Origin of the sequence: Bacillus sp. BHET2, assembly GCF_005938125.1 — a bacterium.
In the GTDB taxonomy this organism is placed as follows: domain Bacteria; phylum Bacillota; class Bacilli; order Bacillales; family Bacillaceae_B; genus Rossellomorea.
Map to the genome: position 1 here is coordinate 500,152 of NZ_VCQN01000001.1, position 25,427 is coordinate 525,578.

27 protein-coding genes are annotated in these 25,427 nt (G+C 43.2%); 21 read left to right on the top strand and 6 right to left on the bottom strand.

Annotation, left to right across the window (positions count from 1 at the left end; translation table 11 throughout):
- Positions 1-18 precede the first annotated feature (18 nt).
- From FGG79_RS02645 to FGG79_RS02690, 10 genes are all read left to right on the top strand, one after another.
- A complete protein-coding gene (locus FGG79_RS02645; RefSeq protein ID WP_138776201.1) occupies positions 19-786 on the top strand; it encodes a 3-hydroxyacyl-CoA dehydrogenase in 768 nt (255 codons plus the stop codon).
- Between the two features lie 186 nt (positions 787-972).
- Complete coding sequence (locus FGG79_RS02650; RefSeq protein ID WP_138776202.1) at positions 973-1,362, top strand: VOC family protein; 390 nt, start codon at positions 973-975, stop codon at positions 1,360-1,362.
- 224 nt (positions 1,363-1,586) lie between these two features.
- On the top strand, positions 1,587-3,644 hold the full coding sequence (locus tag FGG79_RS02655; protein ID WP_138776203.1) for a sigma-54-dependent Fis family transcriptional regulator: 2,058 nt from the start codon (positions 1,587-1,589) through the stop codon (positions 3,642-3,644).
- Between the two features lie 197 nt (positions 3,645-3,841).
- Complete coding sequence (locus tag FGG79_RS02660) at positions 3,842-5,365, top strand: long-chain-fatty-acid--CoA ligase (RefSeq protein ID WP_138776204.1); 1,524 nt, start codon at positions 3,842-3,844, stop codon at positions 5,363-5,365.
- Between the two features lie 33 nt (positions 5,366-5,398).
- Positions 5,399-6,544, top strand: coding sequence for an acyl-CoA dehydrogenase family protein (locus FGG79_RS02665; RefSeq protein ID WP_138776205.1), 1,146 nt, complete (start codon positions 5,399-5,401; stop codon positions 6,542-6,544).
- 36 nt (positions 6,545-6,580) lie between these two features.
- The gene (locus FGG79_RS02670; RefSeq protein WP_138776206.1) at positions 6,581-7,735 is read left to right on the top strand and encodes a thiolase family protein; all 1,155 of its coding nucleotides are present in this window, start codon (positions 6,581-6,583) and stop codon (positions 7,733-7,735) included.
- A 28-nt stretch (positions 7,736-7,763) separates the two neighbouring features.
- Complete coding sequence (locus FGG79_RS02675) at positions 7,764-8,879, top strand: CaiB/BaiF CoA transferase family protein (protein ID WP_138776207.1); 1,116 nt, start codon at positions 7,764-7,766, stop codon at positions 8,877-8,879.
- 35 nt (positions 8,880-8,914) lie between these two features.
- The gene (locus tag FGG79_RS02680; protein ID WP_138776208.1) at positions 8,915-10,534 is read left to right on the top strand and encodes a long-chain fatty acid--CoA ligase; all 1,620 of its coding nucleotides are present in this window, start codon (positions 8,915-8,917) and stop codon (positions 10,532-10,534) included.
- A 143-nt stretch (positions 10,535-10,677) separates the two neighbouring features.
- Positions 10,678-11,466 carry a hypothetical protein gene (locus FGG79_RS02685; RefSeq protein WP_138776209.1) on the top strand — a complete coding sequence of 263 codons (789 nt, stop codon included), beginning with the start codon at positions 10,678-10,680 and terminating at the stop codon, positions 11,464-11,466.
- A gap of 2 nt (positions 11,467-11,468) precedes the next feature.
- Positions 11,469-11,930 carry a hypothetical protein gene (locus FGG79_RS02690; protein ID WP_138777550.1) on the top strand — a complete coding sequence of 154 codons (462 nt, stop codon included), beginning with the start codon at positions 11,469-11,471 and terminating at the stop codon, positions 11,928-11,930.
- 83 nt (positions 11,931-12,013) lie between these two features.
- Here FGG79_RS02690 and FGG79_RS02695 read toward each other — a convergent pair whose 3' ends face one another.
- Both FGG79_RS02695 and FGG79_RS02700 read right to left on the bottom strand, forming a co-directional pair.
- The gene (locus FGG79_RS02695) at positions 12,014-13,207 is read right to left on the bottom strand and encodes an MFS transporter (RefSeq protein ID WP_138776210.1); all 1,194 of its coding nucleotides are present in this window, start codon (positions 13,205-13,207) and stop codon (positions 12,014-12,016) included.
- 244 nt (positions 13,208-13,451) lie between these two features.
- A complete protein-coding gene (locus FGG79_RS02700) occupies positions 13,452-13,685 on the bottom strand; it encodes a hypothetical protein (RefSeq protein WP_138776211.1) in 234 nt (77 codons plus the stop codon).
- A gap of 533 nt (positions 13,686-14,218) precedes the next feature.
- On the opposite strand from FGG79_RS02700, the gene FGG79_RS02705 reads away from it, so the two are divergent.
- From FGG79_RS02705 to FGG79_RS02720, 4 genes are all read left to right on the top strand, one after another.
- A complete protein-coding gene (locus FGG79_RS02705) occupies positions 14,219-14,416 on the top strand; it encodes a hypothetical protein (RefSeq protein ID WP_171050766.1) in 198 nt (65 codons plus the stop codon).
- A 104-nt stretch (positions 14,417-14,520) separates the two neighbouring features.
- Positions 14,521-15,096, top strand: a complete 576-nt coding sequence (locus FGG79_RS02710) for a LysE family translocator (RefSeq protein ID WP_138776213.1) — start codon at positions 14,521-14,523, stop codon at positions 15,094-15,096.
- A 12-nt stretch (positions 15,097-15,108) separates the two neighbouring features.
- Entirely contained in the window at positions 15,109-15,909 is an 801-nt protein-coding gene (locus tag FGG79_RS02715; RefSeq protein WP_138776214.1) for an AraC family transcriptional regulator, read from the top strand.
- Positions 15,910-15,966: 57 nt separating this feature from the next.
- The gene (locus FGG79_RS02720; protein WP_138776215.1) at positions 15,967-16,407 is read left to right on the top strand and encodes a hypothetical protein; all 441 of its coding nucleotides are present in this window, start codon (positions 15,967-15,969) and stop codon (positions 16,405-16,407) included.
- A 505-nt stretch (positions 16,408-16,912) separates the two neighbouring features.
- Here FGG79_RS02720 and FGG79_RS02725 read toward each other — a convergent pair.
- On the bottom strand, positions 16,913-17,290 hold the full coding sequence (locus FGG79_RS02725; RefSeq protein WP_138776216.1) for a hypothetical protein: 378 nt from the start codon (positions 17,288-17,290) through the stop codon (positions 16,913-16,915).
- A gap of 179 nt (positions 17,291-17,469) precedes the next feature.
- Positions 17,470-18,864, bottom strand: coding sequence for a DUF2252 family protein (locus FGG79_RS02730; RefSeq protein ID WP_138776217.1), 1,395 nt, complete (start codon positions 18,862-18,864; stop codon positions 17,470-17,472).
- 262 nt (positions 18,865-19,126) lie between these two features.
- Between FGG79_RS02730 and FGG79_RS02735 the strand changes: the two genes are divergently transcribed.
- From FGG79_RS02735 to FGG79_RS02745, 3 genes are all read left to right on the top strand, one after another.
- Positions 19,127-19,690 carry a GNAT family N-acetyltransferase gene (locus FGG79_RS02735; protein WP_138776218.1) on the top strand — a complete coding sequence of 188 codons (564 nt, stop codon included), beginning with the start codon at positions 19,127-19,129 and terminating at the stop codon, positions 19,688-19,690.
- Positions 19,691-19,786: 96 nt separating this feature from the next.
- Complete coding sequence (locus tag FGG79_RS02740; protein ID WP_138776219.1) at positions 19,787-20,014, top strand: hypothetical protein; 228 nt, start codon at positions 19,787-19,789, stop codon at positions 20,012-20,014.
- A gap of 88 nt (positions 20,015-20,102) precedes the next feature.
- Complete coding sequence (locus FGG79_RS02745) at positions 20,103-20,309, top strand: transcription initiation factor TFIIIB (RefSeq protein WP_138776220.1); 207 nt, start codon at positions 20,103-20,105, stop codon at positions 20,307-20,309.
- Between the two features lie 130 nt (positions 20,310-20,439).
- On the opposite strand, the gene FGG79_RS02750 is transcribed toward FGG79_RS02745, so the two are convergent.
- Positions 20,440-20,904 (bottom strand): UPF0158 family protein, encoded by a 465-nt coding sequence (locus FGG79_RS02750; protein WP_138776221.1) that lies wholly within the window; start codon positions 20,902-20,904, stop codon positions 20,440-20,442.
- Between the two features lie 153 nt (positions 20,905-21,057).
- Between FGG79_RS02750 and FGG79_RS02755 the strand changes: the two genes are divergently transcribed.
- The 4 genes from FGG79_RS02755 (at position 21,058) to FGG79_RS21620 (ending at position 24,698) form a co-directional block, all read left to right on the top strand.
- On the top strand, positions 21,058-22,332 hold the full coding sequence (locus tag FGG79_RS02755) for an MFS transporter (protein ID WP_138776222.1): 1,275 nt from the start codon (positions 21,058-21,060) through the stop codon (positions 22,330-22,332).
- Complete coding sequence (locus tag FGG79_RS02760; RefSeq protein ID WP_138776223.1) at positions 22,286-22,915, top strand: TetR/AcrR family transcriptional regulator; 630 nt, start codon at positions 22,286-22,288, stop codon at positions 22,913-22,915. The genes FGG79_RS02755 and FGG79_RS02760 overlap by 47 nt, the downstream gene beginning before the upstream one ends.
- A gap of 305 nt (positions 22,916-23,220) precedes the next feature.
- Positions 23,221-24,447 (top strand): MFS transporter, encoded by a 1,227-nt coding sequence (locus tag FGG79_RS02765; protein WP_138776224.1) that lies wholly within the window; start codon positions 23,221-23,223, stop codon positions 24,445-24,447.
- An 83-nt stretch (positions 24,448-24,530) separates the two neighbouring features.
- The gene (locus FGG79_RS21620; RefSeq protein ID WP_171050767.1) at positions 24,531-24,698 is read left to right on the top strand and encodes a hypothetical protein; all 168 of its coding nucleotides are present in this window, start codon (positions 24,531-24,533) and stop codon (positions 24,696-24,698) included.
- A gap of 98 nt (positions 24,699-24,796) precedes the next feature.
- Here FGG79_RS21620 and FGG79_RS02770 read toward each other — a convergent pair whose 3' ends face one another.
- Complete coding sequence (locus FGG79_RS02770) at positions 24,797-25,321, bottom strand: CBO0543 family protein (RefSeq protein ID WP_138776225.1); 525 nt, start codon at positions 25,319-25,321, stop codon at positions 24,797-24,799.
- Between the last annotated feature and the right edge of the window lie 106 nt (positions 25,322-25,427).

Consider the following 25,427-nt stretch of genomic DNA (forward strand, 5'->3'; position numbering starts at 1 on the left):
AAAACGGGAGGTCATATTATGAAAAGCAGTGAATCGATTGCCATTGTAACAGGTGGGGCGTCAGGTTTAGGGGAAGCGACAGTAAGGCAGATTATTAAGCTTGGTGGGAAGGCAGCCATCCTCGATTTATCAGAGGAAAGGGGTCAATCGCTTGTAGAAGAACTAGGGGAAAGTACAATTTTCGTCAAAACGGACGTAACGAATGAGGAAGAGGTCTCAAGTGCCATTTCTAGAGCAGTCGAGTCATTCGGTTCGATCAATACGGTTGTTAATTGTGCAGGCATCGGGAATGCGTCGAAGGTTCTGTCGAGAAAAGGGGTCCATTCTTTAGACATGTTTTCGAAGGTCATTTCTATTAACTTGATCGGGACGTTCAATGTGATCCGACTCGCTAGTGAACAAATGTCCAAGAACGAACCGAATGAGCTTGGTGAAAGAGGTGTCGTCATTAATACAGCTTCGGTCGCGGCATATGAAGGTCAGGTCGGACAAGCGGCCTACAGTGCTTCGAAAGGGGGAGTGGTCGGAATGACGCTGCCAATTGCAAGGGAACTTGCCGCGTACGGCATTCGGGTAATGACGATTGCCCCTGGGTTGTTTCATACTCCAATGTTTGAATCGTTACCGGAAGAGGCGATTGACTCCCTTGGGAAAATGGTGCCATTCCCTAAGCGGCTCGGACACCCAGGTGAATATGCCCAGCTGGTAGAAACTATCATCACAAATCAGATGCTTAACGGTGAGACAATCCGTTTGGACGGTGGTATCCGAATGCAGCCAAAATAATAGAAATCCAGAGCCTCTTTTTCATTCAAAGAGGCTTTTCTTATGGGCGCACCTACCCAACAGGAATCGGGAATTATGCTAAAATGACAGGAGAAAATGTAATGAAACACTTGTGAGTACCTAAGCTGTTACTTGGCTTTCGAACGGCAACCAAATGAATGAAGTCAAAGAAAGGAAGTGAAGAATGTGATTACATATACATCCCTCCATCATGTAAGCCTTACAGTGACTGATTTAGACCAAGCTAAAGCATTTTATGGGGATATCTTATGTTTGAACGAAATACCCCGTCCAGATTTCGATTTTCCAGGAGCGTGGTACGAAATAGAAGGACAGCAGCTTCATTTGATTGTCGACCCCTCATCACAAACCATTCGAGAGGATAAACGTTTATCAAGCAGAGAAGGTCACTTTGCTCTCCGTGTCCGGAACTACAGTGATGCATTAGCATGGCTAAAAGAGAAAGAAGTGGAAGTTCTTGAAAAGCCACATTCTAAAAGTGGATTCGCTCAAATCTTCTGTGCCGACCCGGATGGGAATTTGATTGAACTGAATGTAGAACAAAAAAATCTATAAACGTCAAAAATGAGAGATCAGGGGATTCAGTACCTCTGATTTTTTTTGTTCCAGAGAGTTTTCTATCATCTTCTCTGAAAAGGTTAGATACGAATCAAGCAGTGACCTTTCGTAAGTAAAGCAGTATAATGGAACTATGAGTTTGAATTTTCAGAATTATCATCAGTGCAAATCTTCTGAGGACGAAAATAAACACAAGCTTGTATAAGAAAAGGGGGATTGCAATGATTCAGTTCCGGGACATTGTCACTCCAGTTGATTGTGTGATGACGGAAGAAACCACATTAAAAGAAGCAGTAGCCATCATGAAAGTGAAAAAATGGAATCTACTGCCCATAACCGATGAAAATCGGAACATCAAAGGTGTGTTTACACGTAGCCGCTTATATCAAATGATACTTGATCGGGTGTCACTTGAAACACCGATCAAAGCGTACATAAAAAAGGAAACCGGGGCGATTAAGATTGATACCCCATATACCCAAATAGAGGAACTCGTGAAAACGAGCAAGGCTGGTACAGGAGTCGTCCTTGATGAGGAGGACAAAGTAATCGGCCTCTTGACAAAAACTGAAATGGTAATGGCTTTATTGAAATCAGCCAATACATTGAAAGAACAGCTTGAAACGATTTTAACCCATTCCAATATGGGCGTATTGATGACCGATGAACATTTTCAGATTATCTATGCGAATCAATCCTTTTCTCATATTACCGGACGCCCCGTCGCAAGCGTTCTGTCGCAACAGCTCGGTGATCTATTCCCGAATTTCCCTATTGAACATCAAGGACATTATCATGATGAAACATACCAATCAATTCTTCATTTTTCCTCCTATGAAACGGTGAATCATAAACAAGGGAAGATTATTCTATTCCAGGATATTTCCGAAATCGAAAAGATGGCTGAGGAGCTTGAAACGGTCAAGAAATTGAAATTGACGATCGAGACCACGTTAGAGCATGCCTATGATGGAATCCTGATGACCGATGACCGAAATATTATCACGATGGTTAGTCCGCCACTCCTCGAATTATTCAATCTTGAAAAGAAGGAAGTGCTCCATCAGGATGTTGGTAGGGTACTGCCACAGTTAAGGCTTGAAAATGTATTCAAGTCAGAAACTGCTGAAGTCAGTGATTTCAAAGAACGGAAAGGCATTAAATATATTGTCCATCGAATACCGATCAAGAAGGACGGAAAGGTCATTGGAGCAATTGGGAAGGTAATGTTCCGCCAGTTGAACGAAGTGAGCGAGTTGTTCCAGAAGCTGCAAAAAGCGGAAAGCAAGGCAAGCTTCTACCATCAGCAGCTGCAAAAGTCCGAATCGGCCCGCTTTACTTGGGATCATATTCTAAGCGAGTATCCGTATATGGATAAATTAAAGAAAAGTGCGGCCAAAGCGGCGAAGGGAAGGTCGACGGTCCTGATCAGGGGAGAAAGCGGAACAGGGAAGGAACTATTCGCCCATGCGATTCATAACAGCAGTGCCAGAAGCGATGGCAAGTTTGTCATTGTAAATTGCGCAGCCATCCCTGAAGATTTGTTGGAGTCTGAGTTTTTCGGATATGAGGAAGGGGCATTTACAGGGGCGAATCGCCGGGGAAAAGTGGGGAAATTCGACCTTGCCAATGGGGGAACATTGTTTCTCGATGAAATAGGCGATATGTCGATTACGCTTCAGGCAAAATTATTAAGGGTTCTGCAAGAACGGGAATTTTACCGGGTCGGAGGAAATGAACGGATCAAAGTGGATGTGCGGATCATCGCAGCAACCAACCGGGAGCTTGAGAAGATGGTGAAAGAAGGTAAATTCCGGGAGGACCTTTATTACAGACTGAATGTCATTTCCTTGAATATTCCTCCCCTCCGTGAACGTGTTCAGGATGTGGAGTATCTCAAGAATAAACTCATGATCGAACTAAATGCCATGCTTGGCACAAGCATCACAGGTATGTCATCGAAGGCGGAAGCGGCGCTGTATCAATATGATTGGCCAGGGAATGTCCGGGAGCTTCGAAACGTGCTAGAACGTGCCATGACATTTGCGGAGCATGGGAACATTCAGGTGGAGGATTTGCCGGATTATCTGACTTCCATGCTTCCTGATCAAGTGGTTATCCCCGTCAGTCTTGCAGAGAATGCAGAGCTCGGTGCCATCAAAATGGCTATGCGACAGGCAAATGGCAACAAGGCGCAGGCAGCAAGGCTTCTCGGAATCAGTCGTTCAGGACTATATGAAAAACTTAAGAAATATCAGGACTCTCTACAGAGTGTCTAAACATACCGATTGAATCCTACATTTCTGCGTAGAACTGTCCAAATCAAGGTGTCCATTTATTGGACACCTTGATTTCGATTCTTTCATCCCGAGGCTTTGACATGTGGGTTTATTTATTTTCTGAAAGTTGGCACAATTATTGCATATGTAAAGATGAGTGCGTTTTCAAATTCATGTCTAATAGGGGGAAATGGAAAATGGATATCGGATCATATTTAGCACAAAATGCGAGAAAAAAACCGGAAAAGCTGGCAATTGAATGTGAAGGAAGAACCTACAATTATAAGCAATTTAACGAAGAAGTGAATAAACTGGCCCATGGGCTTCTTGGACTGGGGATTCAAAAAGGCGATAGGATTGCATTAATGATGAAGAATTCCGACCAGTTTGTTCAAGCTTTCTTTGCAGGAGCGAAGGTCGGTGCGGTGATTGTACCAGTCAATTTCCGCTTAACGTCATCTGAAGTTCATTATATTTTTGATCAGTCCGACTCCTTGGTTGTCTTCTGCGACGAGGAATTTGAGGAGACGGTTACCTCAGCAAGAGAAGAAACCCGCGTCTTGCATGTAATCACGACGGGAGCGCCGAAAGTCGTAGGTCATCATTCATTTGACCGGGTAGTGAGTGATAATGTAGAAAATCCGCACATCTATATCAGTGATGACGATGACCTGGAAATATTGTATACATCCGGGACCACTGGCAGGCCTAAGGGGGCATTATTCGATCATAAACGAATCTTCAATGTTGGCCTGACGATGATGATCAGCATGGGTATCAACGAGAGAGAGAATTTCCTTCATATCGCTCCGCTGTTCCATTCAGCCCAACTGAACTTGTTCCTCCTTTCAGGTGTTGTACTTGGAGCAACACATATCATCCATCGGGATTTTCATCCGGTGAAGACGCTCGAGAAGATACAGGAGCATAAGGTTACTCACTTCTTTGGAGTGCCTGCCATGTATACCTTTATGCTCCAAGTGCCGAACGCTTCTGATTATGACCTTTCTTCCATTAAGAGATGCGGATACGGAGCGGCACCGATGGCCCCTGAAATGGTCCGTAAAGCAATGGAATTGTTCAAGACAGATCAGTTCTTTAATCTGTGTGGCTTGACCGAAGCAGGACCTGGAGGGATCCTCTTAGATCCTGAAGGGCATAGCACCCATTTTGGAAAAGGAGGGAAAGCGGCTTTCCTGACTGAAGCGAGGGTCGTGAATGAAGAAGGAAAGGACGTTGCACCCGGCGCTGTCGGAGAGTTCATCGTCAAGGGTGAATCAACCATGAAGGAATATTATAAGAAGCCGGAAGAAACGGCGAAAGCGCTGAAGGAAGGATGGTTGTATACAGGGGACCTCGCCACCATTGATGAAGAAGGATATATCACACTCGTGGACCGGAAAAAGGATATGATCATTTCAGGCGGAGAGAACGTGTATTCCATCGAAGTCGAGGACATCCTTTACGAGCATCCAGCTGTATTGGAAGCGGCGATCATCGGACTACCGGATGAAACATGGGGAGAAGCCGTCTGTGCCGTCATTGTACAGAAACCGGGCATGAGCATAGATGAGCAGGAACTAAAGGACTTCTGCCGCCAAAAACTGGCAGGCTACAAGATTCCCAGAAGAATCTTCATCGAAGAAGTGTTGCCAAGGAATGCATCAGGGAAAATATTAAAATACCAGTTACGCAAATCTTTAAATGGAGTTAAACAGTAACAAATAACTGATTTTCATAGAGGAGAGGTAAGGATGAAACACCTTTATTTAACCGATGACCACGATATGTTTCGCAGGTCATTACGGAAGTTTCTAGAGAAAGAAGCATACCCTTACTATAATCAGTGGGAAGAGGAGCGGCTGATTCCCCGCTCTTTCTGGACGAAGATGGGTGCGCAGGGCTATCTGTGTCCGGATATTGATGAACCGTACGGTGGAAGCGGGGTCGACTGGGGATACTCGGTAATCATTAATGAAGAGATTGAGCGAGTGGGCTCAGGCCTAGTCGGCATCGGACTCCATAATGATATTGTGGTTCCTTATATCACAGCGTTTGGGACAGAAGAGCAGAAACAGCGCTGGCTCCCGAAATGTACAACGGGAGAAATCATTACGGCGATTGCGATGACAGAACCGGGAACAGGTTCGGATCTCGCCAATATCAAGACCACCGCTGTTCTTGAGGGGGATCACTACATCGTTAATGGGTCCAAAACGTTTATCACGAACGGCATCCATTCGGATCTGATTGTGGTTGCCTGTAAAACCGATCCAAAAGCGAACCCGAAGCATAAGGGTGTCAGTCTTCTTGTGATCGAGCGGGACACTCCTGGATTTTCACGAGGGAGAAAGCTGAACAAGGTCGGATTGCACTCTCAGGACACTGCGGAGCTCATATTCGAGGACTGTGTGGTCCCGAAGGAGAATCTGCTTGGCGAAGAGGGGAAAGGTTTCCTATACCTGATGGAGAAACTTCAACAGGAACGCCTCCTCGTTGCGATTGCTGCACAAACCGCATCAGAGGTGATGCTTCAGCAGACAATCGACTATGTGAAGAGCCGGGATGCATTCGGAAAACCCGTGAGCAAATTTCAGAACACGCAATTTAAGATCGCTGAGATGGCGACAGAAAATGAAATGGGCAGGGCTTTTCTTGATCAGCTGATTGCTGAACACATTGACGGACAGGATATCGTGACGAAGGTGTCCATGGCGAAGTGGAAGCTAACCGACAGTGCCAAGAAGATTGCCGCTGAATGCATGCAGCTTCATGGAGGATACGGATACATGGAAGAATACGAGATTGCAAGGAGATTCCGGGATATTCCTGTCGCAAGCATCTATGCAGGGACAAATGAAATCATGAAGACGATCATTGCGAAGAATTTAGGTTTATAGAGAACGAGATTTTATATACAGAAAGGAAGAAGGAATATGCGTGAAGTAGTGATTGTGGAAGGGGTAAGGACACCGGTTGGGAGAAGGAAGGGACTTCTGAAGGATATCCGTCCCGATGACCTTGCTGGACAGGTGTTACAGGAGGTTGTGAAACGAGCGGGGATTGATTCGGGGCTCATTGAAGATGTCATACTAGGTTGCGTTACTCAGGCAGGTGAGCAGGCAGGTGACGTTGCACGTGTGGGTGCCTTGATTGCTGGCTTTCCGGTTGAGGTGCCTGGAACGACGATTGACCGCCAGTGCGGGTCGAGCCAGCAGGCCGTCCATTTCGCTGCGCAGGCGATTTTGGCAGGGGATATGGATGTGGTGATTGCTGGTGGAGTGGAGAATATGTCCAGGGTACCTATGGGATCAAACTATCAGGATGCGGTTCCGTTTAGCCCTAAATTGAAGGAGCGCTATGAAATTATCCATCAGGGGTTATCGGCTGAGAGAATCGCCGAGAAGTATGGATTCACCCGGGCACAGCTTGACGAATTCGCGGCAGAAAGTCACCGAAGAGCGTTGAAAGCACAGGCTGAAGGTCATTTTAAAAAAGAAATTATGCCACTCGAAGTAATGAATGAAAACGGTGAAACCAGCTTCGTGACCGATGACTCGGGACCAAGGGAAGGAACGACAACGGATGTTCTGGCAGGATTGAAAACGGTCTTCAAGGAAGACGGGGTGATCCATGCAGGAAACTCAAGCCAGATCAGTGACGGGGCAGCCGTCCTTCTATTGATGAGTCGTGAAAAGGCGGAAGAGCTTGGATTGAAACCACGCTTTAAGGTTCACACAAGAGTAGTGGTCGGTTCAGACCCTACTTTGATGCTGACAGGACCGATTCCAGCTACGGAAAAAGTGTTGAAAAAGTCCGGATTGAAGCTTGAGGAGATCGATGTGTTCGAGGTCAATGAAGCCTTTGCTCCTGTTACGATGGCGTGGCTTAAGGAAACGGGCGCGGATCCGGCTAAATGCAATCCGAATGGTGGAGCAATTGCCCTAGGTCATCCACTCGGTGCCAGTGGGGCACGCTTGATGATTACGATGATGCACGAGCTTGAACGAACCGGTGGCCGCTATGGATTGCAGACCATGTGTGAGGGGCATGGCATGGCGAATGCCACTATTATTGAGAGGCTCGATTGAATAGGATGAGGAGGAATGAAATCCCACCATGCTAAAGGGCATTAAAATAATCGACTTTACTAATTATATCCCCGGACCGTTTGCTACCCTAAGGCTTGCGGAGCTTGGAGCAGAAATCATCAAGGTGGAAGCTCCGAATGGAGATCCTGCAAGGCATAGTGGGGGAGGGTTGGTCTTCACCGCCCATAACCGGGGCAAAAAAAGCATTTCATTGAATCTGAAACAGGAAGAAGGAAGAGGGATTGCCCTCGAATTGATTCAAAAGGCGGACGCAGTTATTGAAAGCTTCCGCCCGGGAGTAATGGACAAACTTGGTCTCGGGTATGATGCAGCGAGAAGCATCAATCCCACGATCATCTACTGTTCGATTACAGGCTATGGAAATAGTGGGAAAATGGCTGGGCTTGGAAGCCATGATCTGAATTATATGAGTGTAAGCGGAGCCCTATTCCAATTGACGGACGGGAGTGGAAGGCCGGTCCATCCGACCCAAACGTTTGCTGACTACATAGGGGGACTAGCCGCGAGTGAACGGATCCTGGCGGGTCTTGTCGGTAGGGGGATAACCGGAGAAGGAAGCTATCATTGTATTTCCATTGCAGACAGCATGACTTCATTGATGACAAACCATGTCCTGATTGAAAAAGAAATGGGATACCCAAATGGCGTATACACCTTAAACGGCACCGTAGTATCCTATGGGTTGTATGAAACAAAGGATGGGAAATATGTAAGTCTCGCTGCCCTTGAACCAAAATTCTGGCGGAACTTTTGCCTGGCAATTGGCAGGGATGAGTGGCTGACTGCTCAGTATTCGAAGCCAAAACAAGATAATCCGATTTACGTTGAGCTCGTGGACCTGTTTAAAAGGAAATCACAATCGGAGTGGGCATCATTTGGGCTTGACGTGGATTGCTGCCTGACCCCGGTACTTAAGACGGGACAGTTGGCTGATCATCCTCTGTTTAAAGAAAAGGGATTAATCACCCCTGATGGACAAGTGAAAATGCACGGAGACTTGAATAGGGAGCCATGCTCACCACCAGCTGGAATAGGCGAGCAGACGAAAGAGATTCTACAAGAATTTCTTGCTGTTACTGATGAGCAAATTCTGGATTGGCAAGAGAAGGGCATTATTAAATAGAGCGAATACGAGAAACGAAAAAGGGGAAGATATGTATGATGAAGGTTCCATTGACTGTAGGATCACTAATGGAGAGGGCTGAGAAGTTTTTCCCGAGAAAGCAGGTTGTTTCGCGAACTCTTTCTGGGATTCACCGATTAACGTATAAGGAAATCGGTGAACGTACCCGGAGGCTCTCAAGTGCACTGGAGAAGCTGGGTGTAAAGAAAGGCGATAGAGTCGGGACCTTTGCCTGGAATCATCATCGTCATCTGGAGGTCTATTTCGCAGCCCCAGGAATGGGAGCAGTCCTGCATACGATTAATATCCGCCTCTCACCTGAGCATATCGCATACATTATCAATCACGCAGAAGACAAAGTGTTACTCGTCGATGAGGATCTCCTTCCACTCATTGAACAAAACAAGGATATGTTCAAAACAGTCGAAGCCTATATCATCATGACCGACAAGGATGAACTGCCTGAAACGACACTGGAACCGGTCTATTCCTATGAAAAACTGTTGAAGGAAGCGAATCCAACGTTCGAATTCGTTAAGGATATCGACGAAAACGAGGCTGCCGGCATGTGCTATACATCGGCCACCACCGGACAACCGAAGGGCGTCGTATACTCCCACAGAGCGATCGTACTGCACTGCTTCGCCTTTGGACTGGCTGATACAGTGGCCCTTTCTGAAAGGGATACGGTGATGCCTGTCGTTCCGATGTTCCATGCCAATGCCTGGGGATTGCCGTTTGCTGCGACGTGGTTCGGTTCGACACAAGTATTGCCAGGTCCGGCATTCACTCCCAAGCTCTTGGCAGGATTAATTGAAGAGGAAAGCGTAACGCTAACTGCCGGTGTACCAACTATTTGGCTTGGACTACTCAATGAACTTGAAAAGGGGACGTACACCACTTCTTCCTTGCGATCCATCATTTGCGGAGGATCGGCAGCACCACGGGGAATGATCAAAGCCTTTGAAACAAAATACAACATTCCATTCCTGCACGCATACGGCATGACAGAGACTACTCCACTTGCCGTCGTTTCAACACTTAAGAGCCATCAGACGGGACTTGATGAAGAAGAAATCCTGGATATTCGTTCAAAGCAAGGACTGATAGTGCCAGGGCTTGAGATGAAAGTCATCGGTGTGAACGGAGAGGTAAAGTGGGACGGTGAAGAAATGGGTGAGCTCCTGCTCCGGGGACCGTGGATTGCAGATGAGTACTACAAGGATGAACGTTCACAGGATGCCTTCCGGGATGGGTGGCTTTATACAGGTGACGTCGCCACAGTCGATGAGGAAGGCATCATCAAGCTTGTCGATCGAACGAAGGACCTAATCAAAAGTGGCGGAGAATGGATCTCGTCTGTTGACCTCGAGAATGCTCTGATGGCCCATGACGCGGTCTTTGAAGCAAGCATCGTTGCAGTCCCACACGAACAGTGGCAGGAACGGCCAGTTGCCTGTGTTGTCTTGAAAGATTCATATAAAGATAAAATAGATAAAAGCGAACTGATTGATTTCCTGGCTCCTCAATTCGCTAAATGGTGGCTTCCTGATGATATTGTCTTTATGAGTGAAATACCAAAAACATCCGTGGGGAAATTTTTGAAACGGGCACTCCGGGAACAGTTAAAGGATCACTTAGTGCAGAATTCATAATGAGATTGCCGGCCTGGTGGGAAGAGGCCGGTTTTTTTGTATTCCGATTCGTTGCGCTTTGATAAATAAACGGACGTTTATAATAGAATTAATAAAAAATGGAAAGATAAAAGTACCATTACATACTTGAGGATGAACCCTAATTGGATAATTATACGAATGATAACACGGCTAGAAGATACAAAGCGCACGTCAGTATTCTTGGCACAACTCAAATTCATTTAAAAAATCCTTATATTATCGCATGGTGGTCTGTTTCGTTCCCTGGGTTTGGTCACTTGCTTCTGTCCAAGTATATTAGGGGATTCCTATTATTGGCCTGGGAAGTGGTGATCAATTTAAAAGCCCATGTGAACCTGGCGATGATCTATTCTTTTCAGGGGAATATCCCGATGGCGAAAGAGGTATTAAATACACAGTGGCTTTTAATTTACATTCCCGTCTATATTTTTGCTATTTGGGATAGCTATAGGACAACGGTTGATTTAAATAATATATACATATTGGCTGAACGGGAAGACCATCAAATCAATTCCTTTAGTATGGGGGCATTGGAGATCAATTATTTGGATAAAAGGAACCCTCTCTTAGCAGCTTTATGGTCATTTTTTATGCCTGGTTTGGGTCAATTGTATATTCACAGGATTGTGACGGCGTTTGTCGTGATCGTTTGGAGTGTGGTGTTTTTTTATTACTCCCATATGCTTGAGGGAGTGTCTCTCTTGTTTCTTGGAGAGGTAGAGAAGGCAACGGATGTCCTGAAACCTGAGTGGCTGCTCATGTTTCCCTCCTTATATGGGTTCGCAATATTCGATGCGTATATGAATACGGTCGAAAATAACAAGCTTTACGAAAAGGAACAGAGGCGTTTTCTTAAGAATTACTATCAAGCAAAGTCATTTCGGATTTTGAAAGGAAAAAAGATATTATGACAATGCAAATTTTTTCTACTTTTGAAAATCACGTCTTTTTAGAAATCGCCATTGCTGGTCTAGAGAAGGTCGGGATCACAAAGGAAGATATATTCGCGGTTCCTCTGGATAATCGGAAAGAAAAAAGGAAAATATTTGATACACTGCATCGGTCAGACGGAATATCACTGATTGATATGGCCATGCCAATGGCAACTGCATGTGCGGTCATTACAGCAAGCATCGGATTTGAACTTAAGTGGGGCCCTATTTACTGGGGGTTGATCGGTGCGGTAGGAGGATTTGTATTAGGGTTGGCCATCCGTCTCATTCTTGTCTCCAAATCCAATCAGAAACAGCATCGATTAAAGGGAAAGCACTCGGAAGTCATCCTGATTGTAGAATGTGACGAGTCAAAGGGAGAGCAAGTTGAGAAAATCCTTTGGGAGCATTTTGCATTGGGGTTAGCGAAAATAATGAAATGAAAGCACAAGGAATGGAAACCGGCCAGATTGTTCTGGCCGGTTTCTTTATTGGGACCATATTCATTTCCGTCTTGAGGGGTTCTTCAGCTCTCCTGATTCACCCTTCCTTTTCCAATTCGAAGGGATATTCCTAGTGAAATGATTGCGAGCGTAACGATCATCCACACGACTCCGGCCCAGTCGAAATGGTGATAAAAAGAGCCGCTTACGGTTCCTCCGATACTTGAACCTGCATAATAAGCGGACAAGTAAAGGGCTGAGGCCTGTGCTTTATCATGGATGGCCAGTCGTCCGACCCAGCTGCTGGCAATGGAATGACCGGCAAAGAAACCATAAGTGAAGACGGAGATCCCGATGATTTTCACCCAGATATTTGGGTGGAGGGTGGTGAGCACCCCGAGTAACAAGATAAGTAAAGACAGTGGAAGAATCTTTCTCTTACCATATTGATCCGCAAGCATCCCCATCCAGGTTGAGCTGAAGGTACCTACAATGTAGACGATGAAAATAAAACCGACGACGGTTTGGCTTAGTGAGTAGGGTGGAGCGATCAGTTCGAACCCTATGTAATTGTATAGGGAAACGAATCCTCCCATCAGAAGAAATCCAATGATAAATAAAGACAATAACCCCGGTACTTTGAATTGACTGAACAAGGAACCTGTCAACGGTTTAAGCTTGAAAGACTGGGGGACGAAATGGTTCGACGCGGGAAGCAACAACAGGAAGAAGAAACTTGAAAGCAAGCTGATGATTCCGATACCCATTAACGCGATATGCCAATTGAAATAGTCGGTCAGAACACCGCTGATGATCCGTCCCGACATTCCACCGATGGAGTTCCCGCTAATGTATAATCCCATTGCCATCCCTAGGCTTCTCGCCTCGATTTCCTCACCTAGATACGCCATCGCAACAGCTGGAAGTCCAGCAAGCGTAATCCCCTGAAGAATCCGCCCTGCAACCAACAGATGAAAGCTTGAGGCAAACCCGGTGCATATGGCAAGGAAGGAAGAAGCCAGTAATGAGAAGGTCATCACAGATTTCCTGCCGTATACGTCTGATAAGGATCCCGCGATTAATAGACTAATCGCTAGAGCAATGGTCGTTGAGGACTGGCTGAGACTTGAGCCAGCCGGTGAAAGATTGAATTCATTTGCAATCTCAGGAAGCAGGGGCTGCGTCCCCCAAAGAATCGCAAACGTGCTGAATCCACCTGCGAAAAGGGCAAGGTTGGCATTCTTGAAAGCCGATGTTCCCCGCTTGATGTATTCCATAGTACAAGACTCCTTTATTTTCCTTTGTAACATGAAAAGTGGTTGAGAGATGGATAGTTTAATGGAATTCACTCTTTCTAATCCGCCTTCTACAAGACCTTGTAGAGGTTGCAATGAATGAATAGCTGGAAGTCAGTCTAGTATCGGGACCAGCTCCAACAGAATTTCCGAATACTCAAAATACCTGTCGGTCGCCGACAGGTATTTTGAGTTGAACCTATAAACCAGTATAAGCGTCACACATTCAAGAGGTGGTCTTTAAACTCGGTAATAAATGTTCCAATATGTTTAGGGCAGAAGGTAGATCATGATAGGTTTCCTTCCGACTATTCTGGGTGATAACAAATGATTTTAATTCCTTGGAGTAAGAAACCAACAATACCTCAGAATCATGTTCAGAAAATGAATGCGTAATATCACATTCGGAATAGGTTTGAAGGGTTTGTAAGATTGTATATAACTCACGATTTTCTGACATTCTCTTTATCTCCTTTCAAAAAAAGGGAAGGAATTTGTCTGATTTTGGCTAATTTTAACATAATTAAATGATGCTTGTAAGAGAGGAAAGTCACGTTTAGAGTGAAATGTTTGTAGAATGCGAGAAGCATAGTGCTGCGAAATCGGGGTCTTGTCAAAATAGGCTAAAAGACTGTATTTTCTTAAATAATTCGGCTAGCTGCTCCATTTTATGGGGGTGCTCTAGCAAGAAAAGTGTCCATTCTCTGATATATGTCAATTTTCGCTGAAACGTAAAAGACAAGGGGATTCTGTGTCACTTTAGCAAACGATTCTTTAAAAAGCATGAATATACTAAAATTCATGTAATCACTATTTTTTAAAAAAGTAGTGATTACATGAACCTATATCATTTTCACTATCCACGATTTAAGAAGAGGGATTTTCGATCATTTGGTAGAATACGAGTTACAGGTTGGTTAAAGGTCAGGCAAGGAGGAATGAAGGATGATTGTGGAAATACTTACCCGTGATGAGCTTATTCGATCTTAACCGGTGATGAGGGAGTTATGGACCGATTTATCTGAGGAACAGTACATCGCATTATTTGAAGAAATGAAAAAAGTTGGATCAGGGTGGGGGCAAGGCTCTATATTAGATTATCTGTACAGCTGGAATGGAATAGACCCGGATTATATTGCAGAGGATTTGGTGGATGCTGTGGGGTATAGTGTACTCAATCATCAGGGGTGAAGCGGATTTGAAGTTCTGCTATGTATCCGTGCAATAATGTACTATAACCGAGTCCTCCTATAGGCGTATGATTACATGAGAATACGCTGAAAGGAGTTTTCTTCATGAATGCTGCATCTTTTCTATTTTATTGTGTGATCGTGACGTTTACACCCGGCCCGACCAATATCATCATCTTGTCCACAGTTCATCGGTACGGGACGAAGAGGGCGATGGAATATACGTACGGGGCGACGATTGCGTTTGGTTTATTGCTCTCCATTTCTGCATTGTTGAACTCGTTATTAATGTCGGTCATTCCGAAACTGTTAGGTGGCATGAAGATGATCGGAAGCCTCTATATGCTCTATCTCGCTTATCAAATCTGCAAAAAGGATTCGGCGAAATCGAATGAACAAATACCGGCAAGCTTTCGATCAGGATTCTTCATGCAGTTTCTGAATCCAAAGGTAGTCTTGTTTACCATGACGGTCATTCCAAGCTTCATTTTGCCCCATTACGTCACCTTGTCTGAGGTGACAATGGGTGTCGTGGTGATCACCATCATTGGTTTTCTAGCTTTTTTCACCTGGGTTCTATTCGGAACAATTTTTAAGGAGTTTTTACGCAAGCATTCTAAGATGGTAAATGTGCTGATGGCACTTTTTCTAGGATATTCGGCACTAATGATTTGGATGTAGGAGGTGGAAGTCATGGACAAATTCACATATCGGAAATCGGCAGGTATTACGGCGTTATCAGCAAGTATGACGGATTTCTCGTACAAGAAGCATTCTCACAGGGAATATGCGATTGGAGTCACATTGCGGGGCATCCAACATTATCATCTGGATGGTAGCCTGCACCTCTCCCATCCAAACGGCGTGATGCTTTTCAATCCTGAACAGGCACATGACGGCATGGCCCATACGGAAGAAGGGCTGGATTATGTGATGCTGTACATCAAGCCTGAATTGCTCCTTGAGGTGACAGAGAAAAAAGAACTCCTCCGCTTCAGTGAGCCGCTCGTGTATGACAGAACACTTGAAAGGAGAATCGTAACTCTCGCGAATGCAATTCTAAGTGGACAGGATGAAGCGCAATGCAGTGAATACTTACTATCCCTAGCGGATCACATGGCTGAAACAAGTCTCTCAACGAACTATAAGAAGGACTCCACCCTTATCCGAAAAGCAAAGGATATGCTTCATTCCAATCTGGAAGGAGTTTTGAAGCTGGACGAGATTTCTGATGAACTTCAGCTATCCAAATTCCAGTTTATCCGATTATTTAAAGCTCATACCGGCATCTCGCCCTACCAATACTTCCTCAACGGCAAAGTCGAAATGGCAAAGGAAGTCATCGAGCAAAGGAAAGACATTTATTCAGCCGTCGCACAATGCGGGTTTGTCGACCTGACACACCTGAATAAACACTTCAAAAGTGTCTTTGGAACGACGGCATTTGAGTATATGTCACATGTAGGGGTAAAAGGCGAGACTCCTGCTAAATGATTGGGATCTGTAACAAACAGGATGGTTTTCCTGTCTATTTCATAAAGGGGGAGTTCCGTGAAAAAATCTCTATTATTACTATTGATATCATTTATCCTGTTGTTAGCGGTGACAGGTTGTTCCGAAGAAAAATGGAATCAAAGCAACCTGTTTGAATCAGGCCCGTACAAGATGATCGGGGTAGAGGACCGACTTGGGTTTATTTATGATGACTCGGAAGCTGTGCGATTTTATCCTGGTAAAGTAAATAAGTATATGTGGCATCTATGGGGAGACGAGGAAGAGGTGAATGGAAACCTAAAGGTAGTCGCCACCCATCAACAATCGAAAGAAGAAGTGGTTATGTTTGAAGGAAACCCTTTGGATGGACCCCATAATGGTGCAGATGTCCATACGAATTCATTGATGTCATTACCCGAAAGCGGGATGTGGAGATTGGATGCGTATGTGGAAGAGAGACTGCATGGGAGTGTTTATGTAGAGGTTCATGAAGAGTAAGGTTGTTATTGATCTATAGTGACTTGCTTTACACAATAAACGAGAACATGTGGATTGTGAATCCATAACGCCTATTTTTATATGAAATTGATTGTAAGAGGCTGGTTCTGAACCATTTTCAACTCAGATAGTAGTCTAAACGATCAATAAGAGTAATCGAATTCCTCATGAAACACTAGCTCCCTCATATATGATCCAGTTTGCATGATTTATGATCCACTTTATAAATAAATGAGCCGGTTTCTGAAATATATGAGCCGGAATTTTTTTATATGGTCCACTTTTCTTATTAATGAGCATGTTGTCGAAACGGAGCAATCTGATGATAATCGACCATTCATTTTCAGTCAACTAACAAGGGGGCATAGGTTCATGATGCAACCAAGGGGATTAATACAGCAAAAATAAAAAGAAAAATCACTCCATTAACAAAGTGATTTTCTTAACTCGTTCCTTTGAAAAATACATGATTAAAAGATTAAAAGGATTGCATGCTCGTTACTCATTAGTAATGTTTGTGTTGATGACCAGATGGCGATACTTTAAAAACGGCGATTTCTTCGTCAAGTAATTCATTCGACACTTGGTCAAGCAATGCCACTGTAAATATATATTCCCCAGGTTTTTTAAAGATCCCTTTAATATTTGCGCATGTGTTAAGAATGACTTCATTAAATACAGAAACGCCAACGCTATTAAATTCAATCGGGATCCCACTTGTAAATTCAAAATCTACATTTTGTAGTTGATCTCGATTTCCAATCGATACGAGCACCTTGGTGTCTCTAGTCGTTTCCTCTGTAGACAACGTGCATATTTGTAGATATTCCTCGTAATTCACTTGTGTAAACAACGGAGCTTTAAGTCTAATACAAAAAGACATATCATCACCTCACTAGATTAGTAGAATAGGAAGAACCATTTTAGAAGAGATTCTCTACTCTCTATTTCTAGTATATGAATGATTTGGCTTTCAGCTTGGACGAAAAACATGTGATAAGAAGAGAGTCAATACCAAAATAAACCCCTTAAGAGAATAAAGGGGTTCTGAATCATCTTTATCTAAGGCAATCGACTATCCTGCCTCAATTGAAGAAACGATTGATAATCAGCGTTCACTTGATCCGCATAGCATCCTGCTAATTCCACTACTTTCGTCTTGAATTGTGGCCATACATTAATCGCTTGCAGTGCACCATCTTCAAAGTTGTAGGAAATAAATTCATCTTGATAATCCCGATCTGCGCGCGCATGGGCATAAGCAAGGGCTTGTGCCGAATATTTCACAAAGCTGTCAAGATCTGATTTAGTGTTAAAGTCGACGGGGTCCAACCCATGCTTCCATGGTGACATTCTTCTGACGAGATACGATTTACTTTCCCCAGTTAGGACACCCATATGATCATCTACCTGGTCTTGCAGCCCTTTATAGGCTACCCGTGCAGTGTCTGCAGCCCCATTTAACTGATTAGTGTAAAGTGATGCATCCGTAAGAGAATTGACGAACATATTCGGTTTCAACTGTTCTTTGACTTCTACTAACTGATCATCGTCAGTATCACTTGTTGGTCCTTCGATTAACACATAATACTTATCTACTCCTAAGCTGCCAAGGCCTGAATGAAGGCGTCGGGCACGGTCTTTCACATCGAAGTAATGGGAATCCCAGCCGCTCACCTTGTCTGAAATATCCTGCAGATAGGAAGACCAATGTCCTTCCAGATCAACTAGATCATAGCTATCAACTGTAGATAAATCGGTATTGGAAAAATCGAATTGACGATCTCCACTACTATTGACAACCGTCCATTTATTTAAGGCATGTGAAGCATCACGGCCCGTTACATCATAGATTTCGTCATCAATGAATCCTGTAACGGTTGCTTTATCCATTTTCACTTCCGTTTCCCCTGCATTTCCGTTCACATTTGTAAGGGTATCTTGATACTCGGTCAAAAAGGACATTGCCAGCTCATCGGCTTCTGCTTGAGACAAGTTCCAATCCAATTGATCCTTCAACAGATAAATACTTGTCGTATAGCGCAGTAAATCCCAATAAAATGGGCCTATGTATGAGTCATCGAAATCATTCAGATCAAATACGATATCCCCTTCATCATTATCAAAGAAACCGACATTTTGCGTGTGGAAATCCCCTGAAAGCCAGGTATTAATATTGCTAGTGGTAGTCCATTCAGTAGGGACCCCAATCGTTCCGTTATCAAGATCCTGATAATAGAGAAAGTTCGTGGCACGGTAGAAGGCAAAAGATGAATCCTCCATTGCCTGATATTTTTCCATTTTCACTGAGCTATCAGAAATGTAACGATTGGCATCTGAGATTTCCTGCTCCAGATGATCTGTACGTGTAGAACTGTTTGTCATTGCTAATCCGTTAATGGGTCCGGTCATTAGAAAGACCGTCATGCTGATGCATGTTAAGGCACTTCGCTTCATGAGGTGAAAAACTCCTTATTTCGTTTATTTCGATCTTGTCCAAAGAAACATTACCATAGAAAAGAGGATGAATTTTCTTCTTTACATAATATTTACGGTATTTATAGGTAGGTTAATATTTTTTTAGAGAAATGCTGAAAAATGGAAGAGTATATCCAGAACAGGGTATGCTCTTTTTTGTGAAAATTTGTCTTGAGTATGATATCTAATTTTGAAATAATTGGTAGTAAGTAACGGGCAGCTTGGGAAGGAGTGATAGTCGGTGTTGAAGATTGAGATTAGAAGACCTCAAATAGATGACAGTCTAGAATTAAATAGGTTTTTTAGTACAGTCATAATGGATACCTTCTTGAAAGAAGGATTATCGGAAATGCATGATGAGATAGAAAGTGAAATAGAAAGTAAGAAACAACACTTGAAATGTGACTTTGATAGCAAAGGAGAGAATCGGTGTTTTTTCATAGCTTCAGAAAAAAGCTGCAAGAAAATTATCGGTACAATTGAGTACGGCCCTGCTAGTGAGCTGATTAACAACTGCACAGATGGGGCATTGAGTGAGGTATATGAGATAGGAACCGTATTTGTACATCCAGACTATCAACTTCGTGGGGTAGGGAAATTACTTTTAAACGTAATGTTTCTTACTTTTCTCAATAAGGGAATAAAAGAATTCTGCTTGGATAGCGGATATGCCAATGCACAGAAGGTGTGGACGAAAACATTTGGAGAGCCTGATTATTTGCTGAAGGATTATTGGGGGAAGGGATCTGATCATATGATTTGGAGAAGAGATACAGATCATATACCCATTGTATTTAGTAAGTGATGACAGTTCACATTGACAAGAAATCAGCTTACTGTGTTTCTTTCGAAGCGTGTGAATTCCAAGAAAAATCGGGCATATGTGTAATGAGGTGATTACTTGAAAAAACAAATGAGTATCATAGTCGTCTTATCCTTTCTATTCATCTCGGTCCTGTTCTATATAGGACCCTTCGAACAAGCATTATGGTTACAGTTTGTATTTTTATTCTCGACCATTCTTATGGCTCATTCCGCTTACAAAAACGGATATAGTATTCAATTTACAACTTTATCGATTTGTTCCCTAGTTTCTTTCAGTTCAATCGCGATGATATTGCTTTCTTAAAAAAACCCCCTCTCCTATTACAGTGGAGGAAAGGAATTTTGAAGGCTAAATTCGAATTTGTTAAGAATACGAAGGGGGTGAGCATGAAATGGAAAATCCGACGAACGTGACGACATGCCCGAAATGTTTAGGGACGGACCTTGGAAAAGGCAAGCATTCAGGATATGCGGTGATGTCACCCGTTAATAAGAAAATGAGCCTCGGCTCGGATATTGAGTATATTCTCTGTACAGATTGTGGCTACATTATTGAAAGTTATGTAACAAAGCCAGAGAAGTTTAAGGGCTCTCTGTAAGAAAGGCATGTTTGTTCTAAACCTGAGAATCATATACTAACCGTATAGTAATCTATAGTACGCCTTGCCGTTTGTTTAAATAGGTTTAAGTCATGCGGCAAGGCTTGTAGATTTATGAAGATCTCATATCTTATTCATACTCCACATTATTCTCCTCACACCATTCAAGCGCAAAGTCTCTGTAACCCTCTTTTCTGAATGAAAACCATTCGTCCCTTTTCCCTACTGCACCTAGTTGATCTTTGAACCTCCTAAAGGCACCTTGACCTTGTATGGCAGTTAGTAACCGCTGTCTCGTATGCTCATCCTCCAATGAATAACAGAAGCTTTCCATCATCCGGTATTCATTGAATTCCTCTTTGTCAGGTAGTTCAAGGTAAGAAGTGGGATGTTCAAGAATATCTTGGGCCACAGCGTATTCGGTCTGTTCCCATTCTTCGAGTTCTTCGATAGGCTCTTCGTCTTCCGCTTTGAAGAGGATATCATTCGCAATCATGACGACCGAACCTGATTCTAGGTGAAGGTAATAGGTCCATTCTTGAAATTGTGATTCCATTTCTCGAATAAGCTTCTCTAGATTCACTTTTTTTGACATGGGGCTGCCTCCCTTTAAATTGTGACGTAATCTTAAGAAGTATTATACCTTATTTTTTGATTATTTAAAAAACGGTTGCAAAATGACACTTGTGTCGATATAATGAAAAGTAAGAAAACGACACTAATGTCTTTTTAAAAGGGGAGAGTTAGGATGGAATCTTCATTACGGAAGAATAAATCGTTCATCACATTGATGACGGCACAGGCGATTTCGGGCTTGGGGGATTGGTTGAGTATTATAGCGATTATTACGTTGGTTGGGTTAAAATGGGAAGCAACGCCGATGCAGATGGCATTGATCATCCTGAGCCTGGCGCTACCGATGGCACTACTCGGACCAATCACGGGAACACTTGCAGACAGAATGGAACGGAAGTCGTTGATGGTGTTTTCAGATGTGGTGAGGGGAGTGTTGATTCTTCTACTGACCCTGGCGACGAATGTGTGGATGGTTTATGGTTGTTTGTTTCTGGTGGGGATGTTCTCCTCGGTCTTTATCCCAGCGAAGAATGGCAAATTGAAGGAGCTTGTGCCGGATGAACACATTAAAGCGGCCATGTCCATATCTTCTACTATCGATTCAAGCACGAAGATCATTGGGCCTCTTGTAAGCGGGATTCTCGTTACCTTGATAGGAACGTATAATGTTTTCTATCTTGATTCGGCAACGTTTTTCCTTTCGGCAGTCTTGATTTTCATCCTGCCTAAAGCACTGAAGAATTCGGACGTTTCTGCGGGAGAGGAGAAGAAGGATGCTCCGTCTTTCAAAGAAGATATTAAACTAGGTCTTGCATTTATAAAGAAAAGCAATTTCTTACTGTACGGATTGTTTTTGCTTGGCGTCAGTTTGTTGATTCTCCAATTATCGGATTCTCAATTCATTATCCTCCTGCGTCAGTTAACGGACGTCTCACCGAATTTACTCGGGTATTTGGTGACGAGCGCAGGAGCCGGGATGTTACTGACAGGGATTTATCTTTCCAAGAAAACGGATTACAATGCTTTCGTCTATATGTGTGCCGGGGTACTTGGAATTGGGTTGGGGTTTGGTACAATGGGAATCCTGACGTATTATGATTTGAGTCTGTCGATGCTTTGGGTTCCGATCCTTGGTTTCCAGGCAGGGGCAGCTGCAGGACTCGTATTCATCCCGTTCCAGGCAGCTACCCAGGAGAAAACGCCTGTTCATATGACAGGAAGGGTCTTTGGGGTCGTCAACAGCATCACGACGACAGCCACAATCATCGGTCCGTTGGCAGGAGGAGTGCTTGCAACGTTTATTGGGATTATCCCATCCTTCATCGTGACGGGTTCATTGTTGATTATTCTATTTATCGTGTCCATAACAGTGAGAAAGAAAGTAGTAGAGGAGGAGACAGATGTCACCGAAAGTCAGTCAAGAACACAAGGAGCAACGCCGCTCTAACTTATTAGAAGCAGCCAGGGGTGTATTCATCGAGCATGGTTATGAAAAGACCACCATGAAGCATGTGATGGACAAAGCCGGTGTCAGCAGGGGAGGATTGTATCAATACTTCGATAACAAAGAGGATCTATTTGAAGCCCTGATCGAGGAACAGCTGATGGAAGCCATCGATTCTTCCATCGAGGAGATGTTGAAAGAACAAGGATCTTATTGGGATGTCCTATTGATGACCTTTCTCGGGAAAAACAAAAAGGCAACCAATGAAATGGATCCCTTAGCACCTTCCAAACTTGAATTCTTCATCACCGGACGGAATGAAAAGAGGAGGCAGGAATATGCAAGGAAGAGATTCCTTCAAGCATATGAAATGACCATCAACATCATCGAAGAAGGCGTGAAAGCAGGTGAGTTCTCTCCCCGATTCCAACCTGTGGTAATTGCAAAGGCGATTGTTTCTCACATCGATGGGATGGCGGTGGATCATGCCATCTTGGACTCTGAAAGTATACAGTTGAAGGAGCAGACGGAGTGGTTGATGGGGTATTTGGAGTGGGGGTTGGGTGTTGAGAAGGGGAATCGTTGATAGACTCGCCATTTCGCTGATAAAATCAGATTTTCGCTGATATATTGAAATTATCGCTGATAATAGTTCAGTTTCGCTGATAAGTGATGCCTGTAGAAGAATAGCTTTAATCTAAAAAGGAAATAGTTTGAATTAGCAGAAAATATATGAAATAATTTCCATAACGATGGATGGAAGGAGAAAAGAATGATTAAAATCATCTATCTCAACCCTTTTGATCATTAGACGGTTGTGTGTTGCTTTAAACCTCCTTAAAAAATAACGTGTCATCAGGTTATTTTTGAAAATGAAGGAGGAACCTTACAATGAACAGACAGTTGATTATTTTATTGATCGGAAGAATTATTACGAATTTTGCAGATAGCTTTTATATGATTGCCACCATTTGGTATGTGAAATCAGTGACAGAATCGCCATTATTGATAGGATTGACAAGCGCTGTTGCGATACTGCCGGTGACCATCCAATTTCTATATGGTCCAGTCATTGAACGTTTCTCTAAGAAAAAGTTATTGTGTTCCGCTATGTTTGGTCAGGCGATTCTTGTAAGCATTATATCCATTTTCTACTTCACAGATCTCCTTTGGTTGCCTTTATTGTATGTGTTAATGTTTTTGGCTCTTTCGTTAGCTGAGAGTACATATCCAACGGAAAGTGCCTTGATCGAGTATCTGACTCCTAAGGGAAAATTGACAAAAGTGAACTCGATTTTTTCGTTTTCCTATCAAACACTTGATATAATTTGTGACGCGGTTTCAGGTATTCTGATTGCATTTGTTGGAGTTGGGGTCATTTATGTGACAAATAGCGCGATGCTGCTTCTGACAGGCGTCTTGTTTCTTCTTTATTTGAAATTACCGAAATCTAAGAAGGAAAGTGAATCTTCGAATTTAGGTTTTTTCAAACAATACAGGGATGATTTCAAAGAAGGGTTCCTGGTAGTGAAGTCACGGACAAGATTGTTAAGCATCATATTTGGTTTCATTGGCATGAATCTGATGGCGACGATGGGAATGGCGATGCTACCTGTTATCTCCCGTTCCCCGGCTGAGTATGGATTCTGGCTAACCGCTATGTCTGTTGGCACACTGATTGGAACCATTCTTTCAAGTAAGGTTGAAAACATTCCGCTTAATCGAATAATGCCATTCCTTGCCCTTTGGTCGGGCGTATTCTGGGTATTGGCTTTCGTAGTTAAGGGCATTCCCTTGTTTCCCTTTGTCTTGTTTGCCTCATCCTGGATGGGTATTGGCATATTAGGCATTTATGTCCAAACGTTAATTCAAGTGAATTTGCCGCAGGCTCATGTGGGTATCGGATTTGCATTCATCTCATCACTTCTTGGGTCATTGAGCCCTTTAGGCTTCTTTGTTGGGGGAGTAGTGGGTGAACTGACTTCAGGTATCTTCCTTCTAAGTATATCAGGAGCAGGATATTTTCTATTTGCTGTTTATTTTTTAATGAATTCAAAGTTGAATACATTGACTAACGCTTTAAGTGTGCGCTTTGAAGACTCAAACCATTATTTATAGGCTTCCCACCGAAATACCTGGGAAGCCTATAAATAATGGTACCAACTTTACCATGTGATGAAAACCGAGAGGAGTAAATGCAAATGAGAACTTTATTGTTAGTGCTGGCTGGTATTCTCTTCGCTTTACTAGGTTATTCCTTAGGAATGAGTGGAAATGACAAATGGACCATTTTATTCTTATATCTGGTAGCTGCATCGAGCTTTTTCACTCTAGCCATTTTAATGATTAAAAACAAAACGAGAAAGTAATAGTGTCTAACATATGACATCCGTTTTTTTGATGGTATTCAATGGTGTTTTTCCTCTGCATCAGATATTCAATGATAACAACTCAGTTGGTGGAAAGGTTATCTGCTCTCTTCCTTCTTTTGTAGCGGACTAAAGTGATTTCTCGTACTCAAGTAATGGGAGACGAAATAGATTGCTGTATAGATAGGGAATGAGTAGATGTATTTCCATCCAGTGTAAACGACAAGGCCGCTCCAAACTGAAACTGGTTCTGCTATGAATGAAATCGATAGGCCGAATAGGATCCCTTTTTTAAGAAAACTTGCAGCGGGTCTGATTTGAATGAAAACAATCGTTAGAATAGGAATCAGTGTAATATCCCATGGTTTATAGGACGGTGAGAAGGGGAGAACCTCATAATTGTAATGCCATAAACCTAATTGAACCCCTATACTGTCCAGCCAAATGGAGATAAATATGACAAAAAAAGAAACGTAAAGTAACCGATGGGTACTTTCTTTTGGACGGTATTTAGTCCATATGATCCAGGGAATTACCGTAAGAAGGACACCGAGCCACCAATGCCAGGTGAATAGAACATCTTCTCTCCATAAATCGAGTTTATCTAAGTATACTTGATGCATGGTTGCGTAAATTTTGTGAACTTTTTGTTCGATGATCCTTCCCCACCTGACTATTTGGTTTGTATACCATTGTCGGTTCTTTCAGCGTTTACCAGAAATGAGTTTA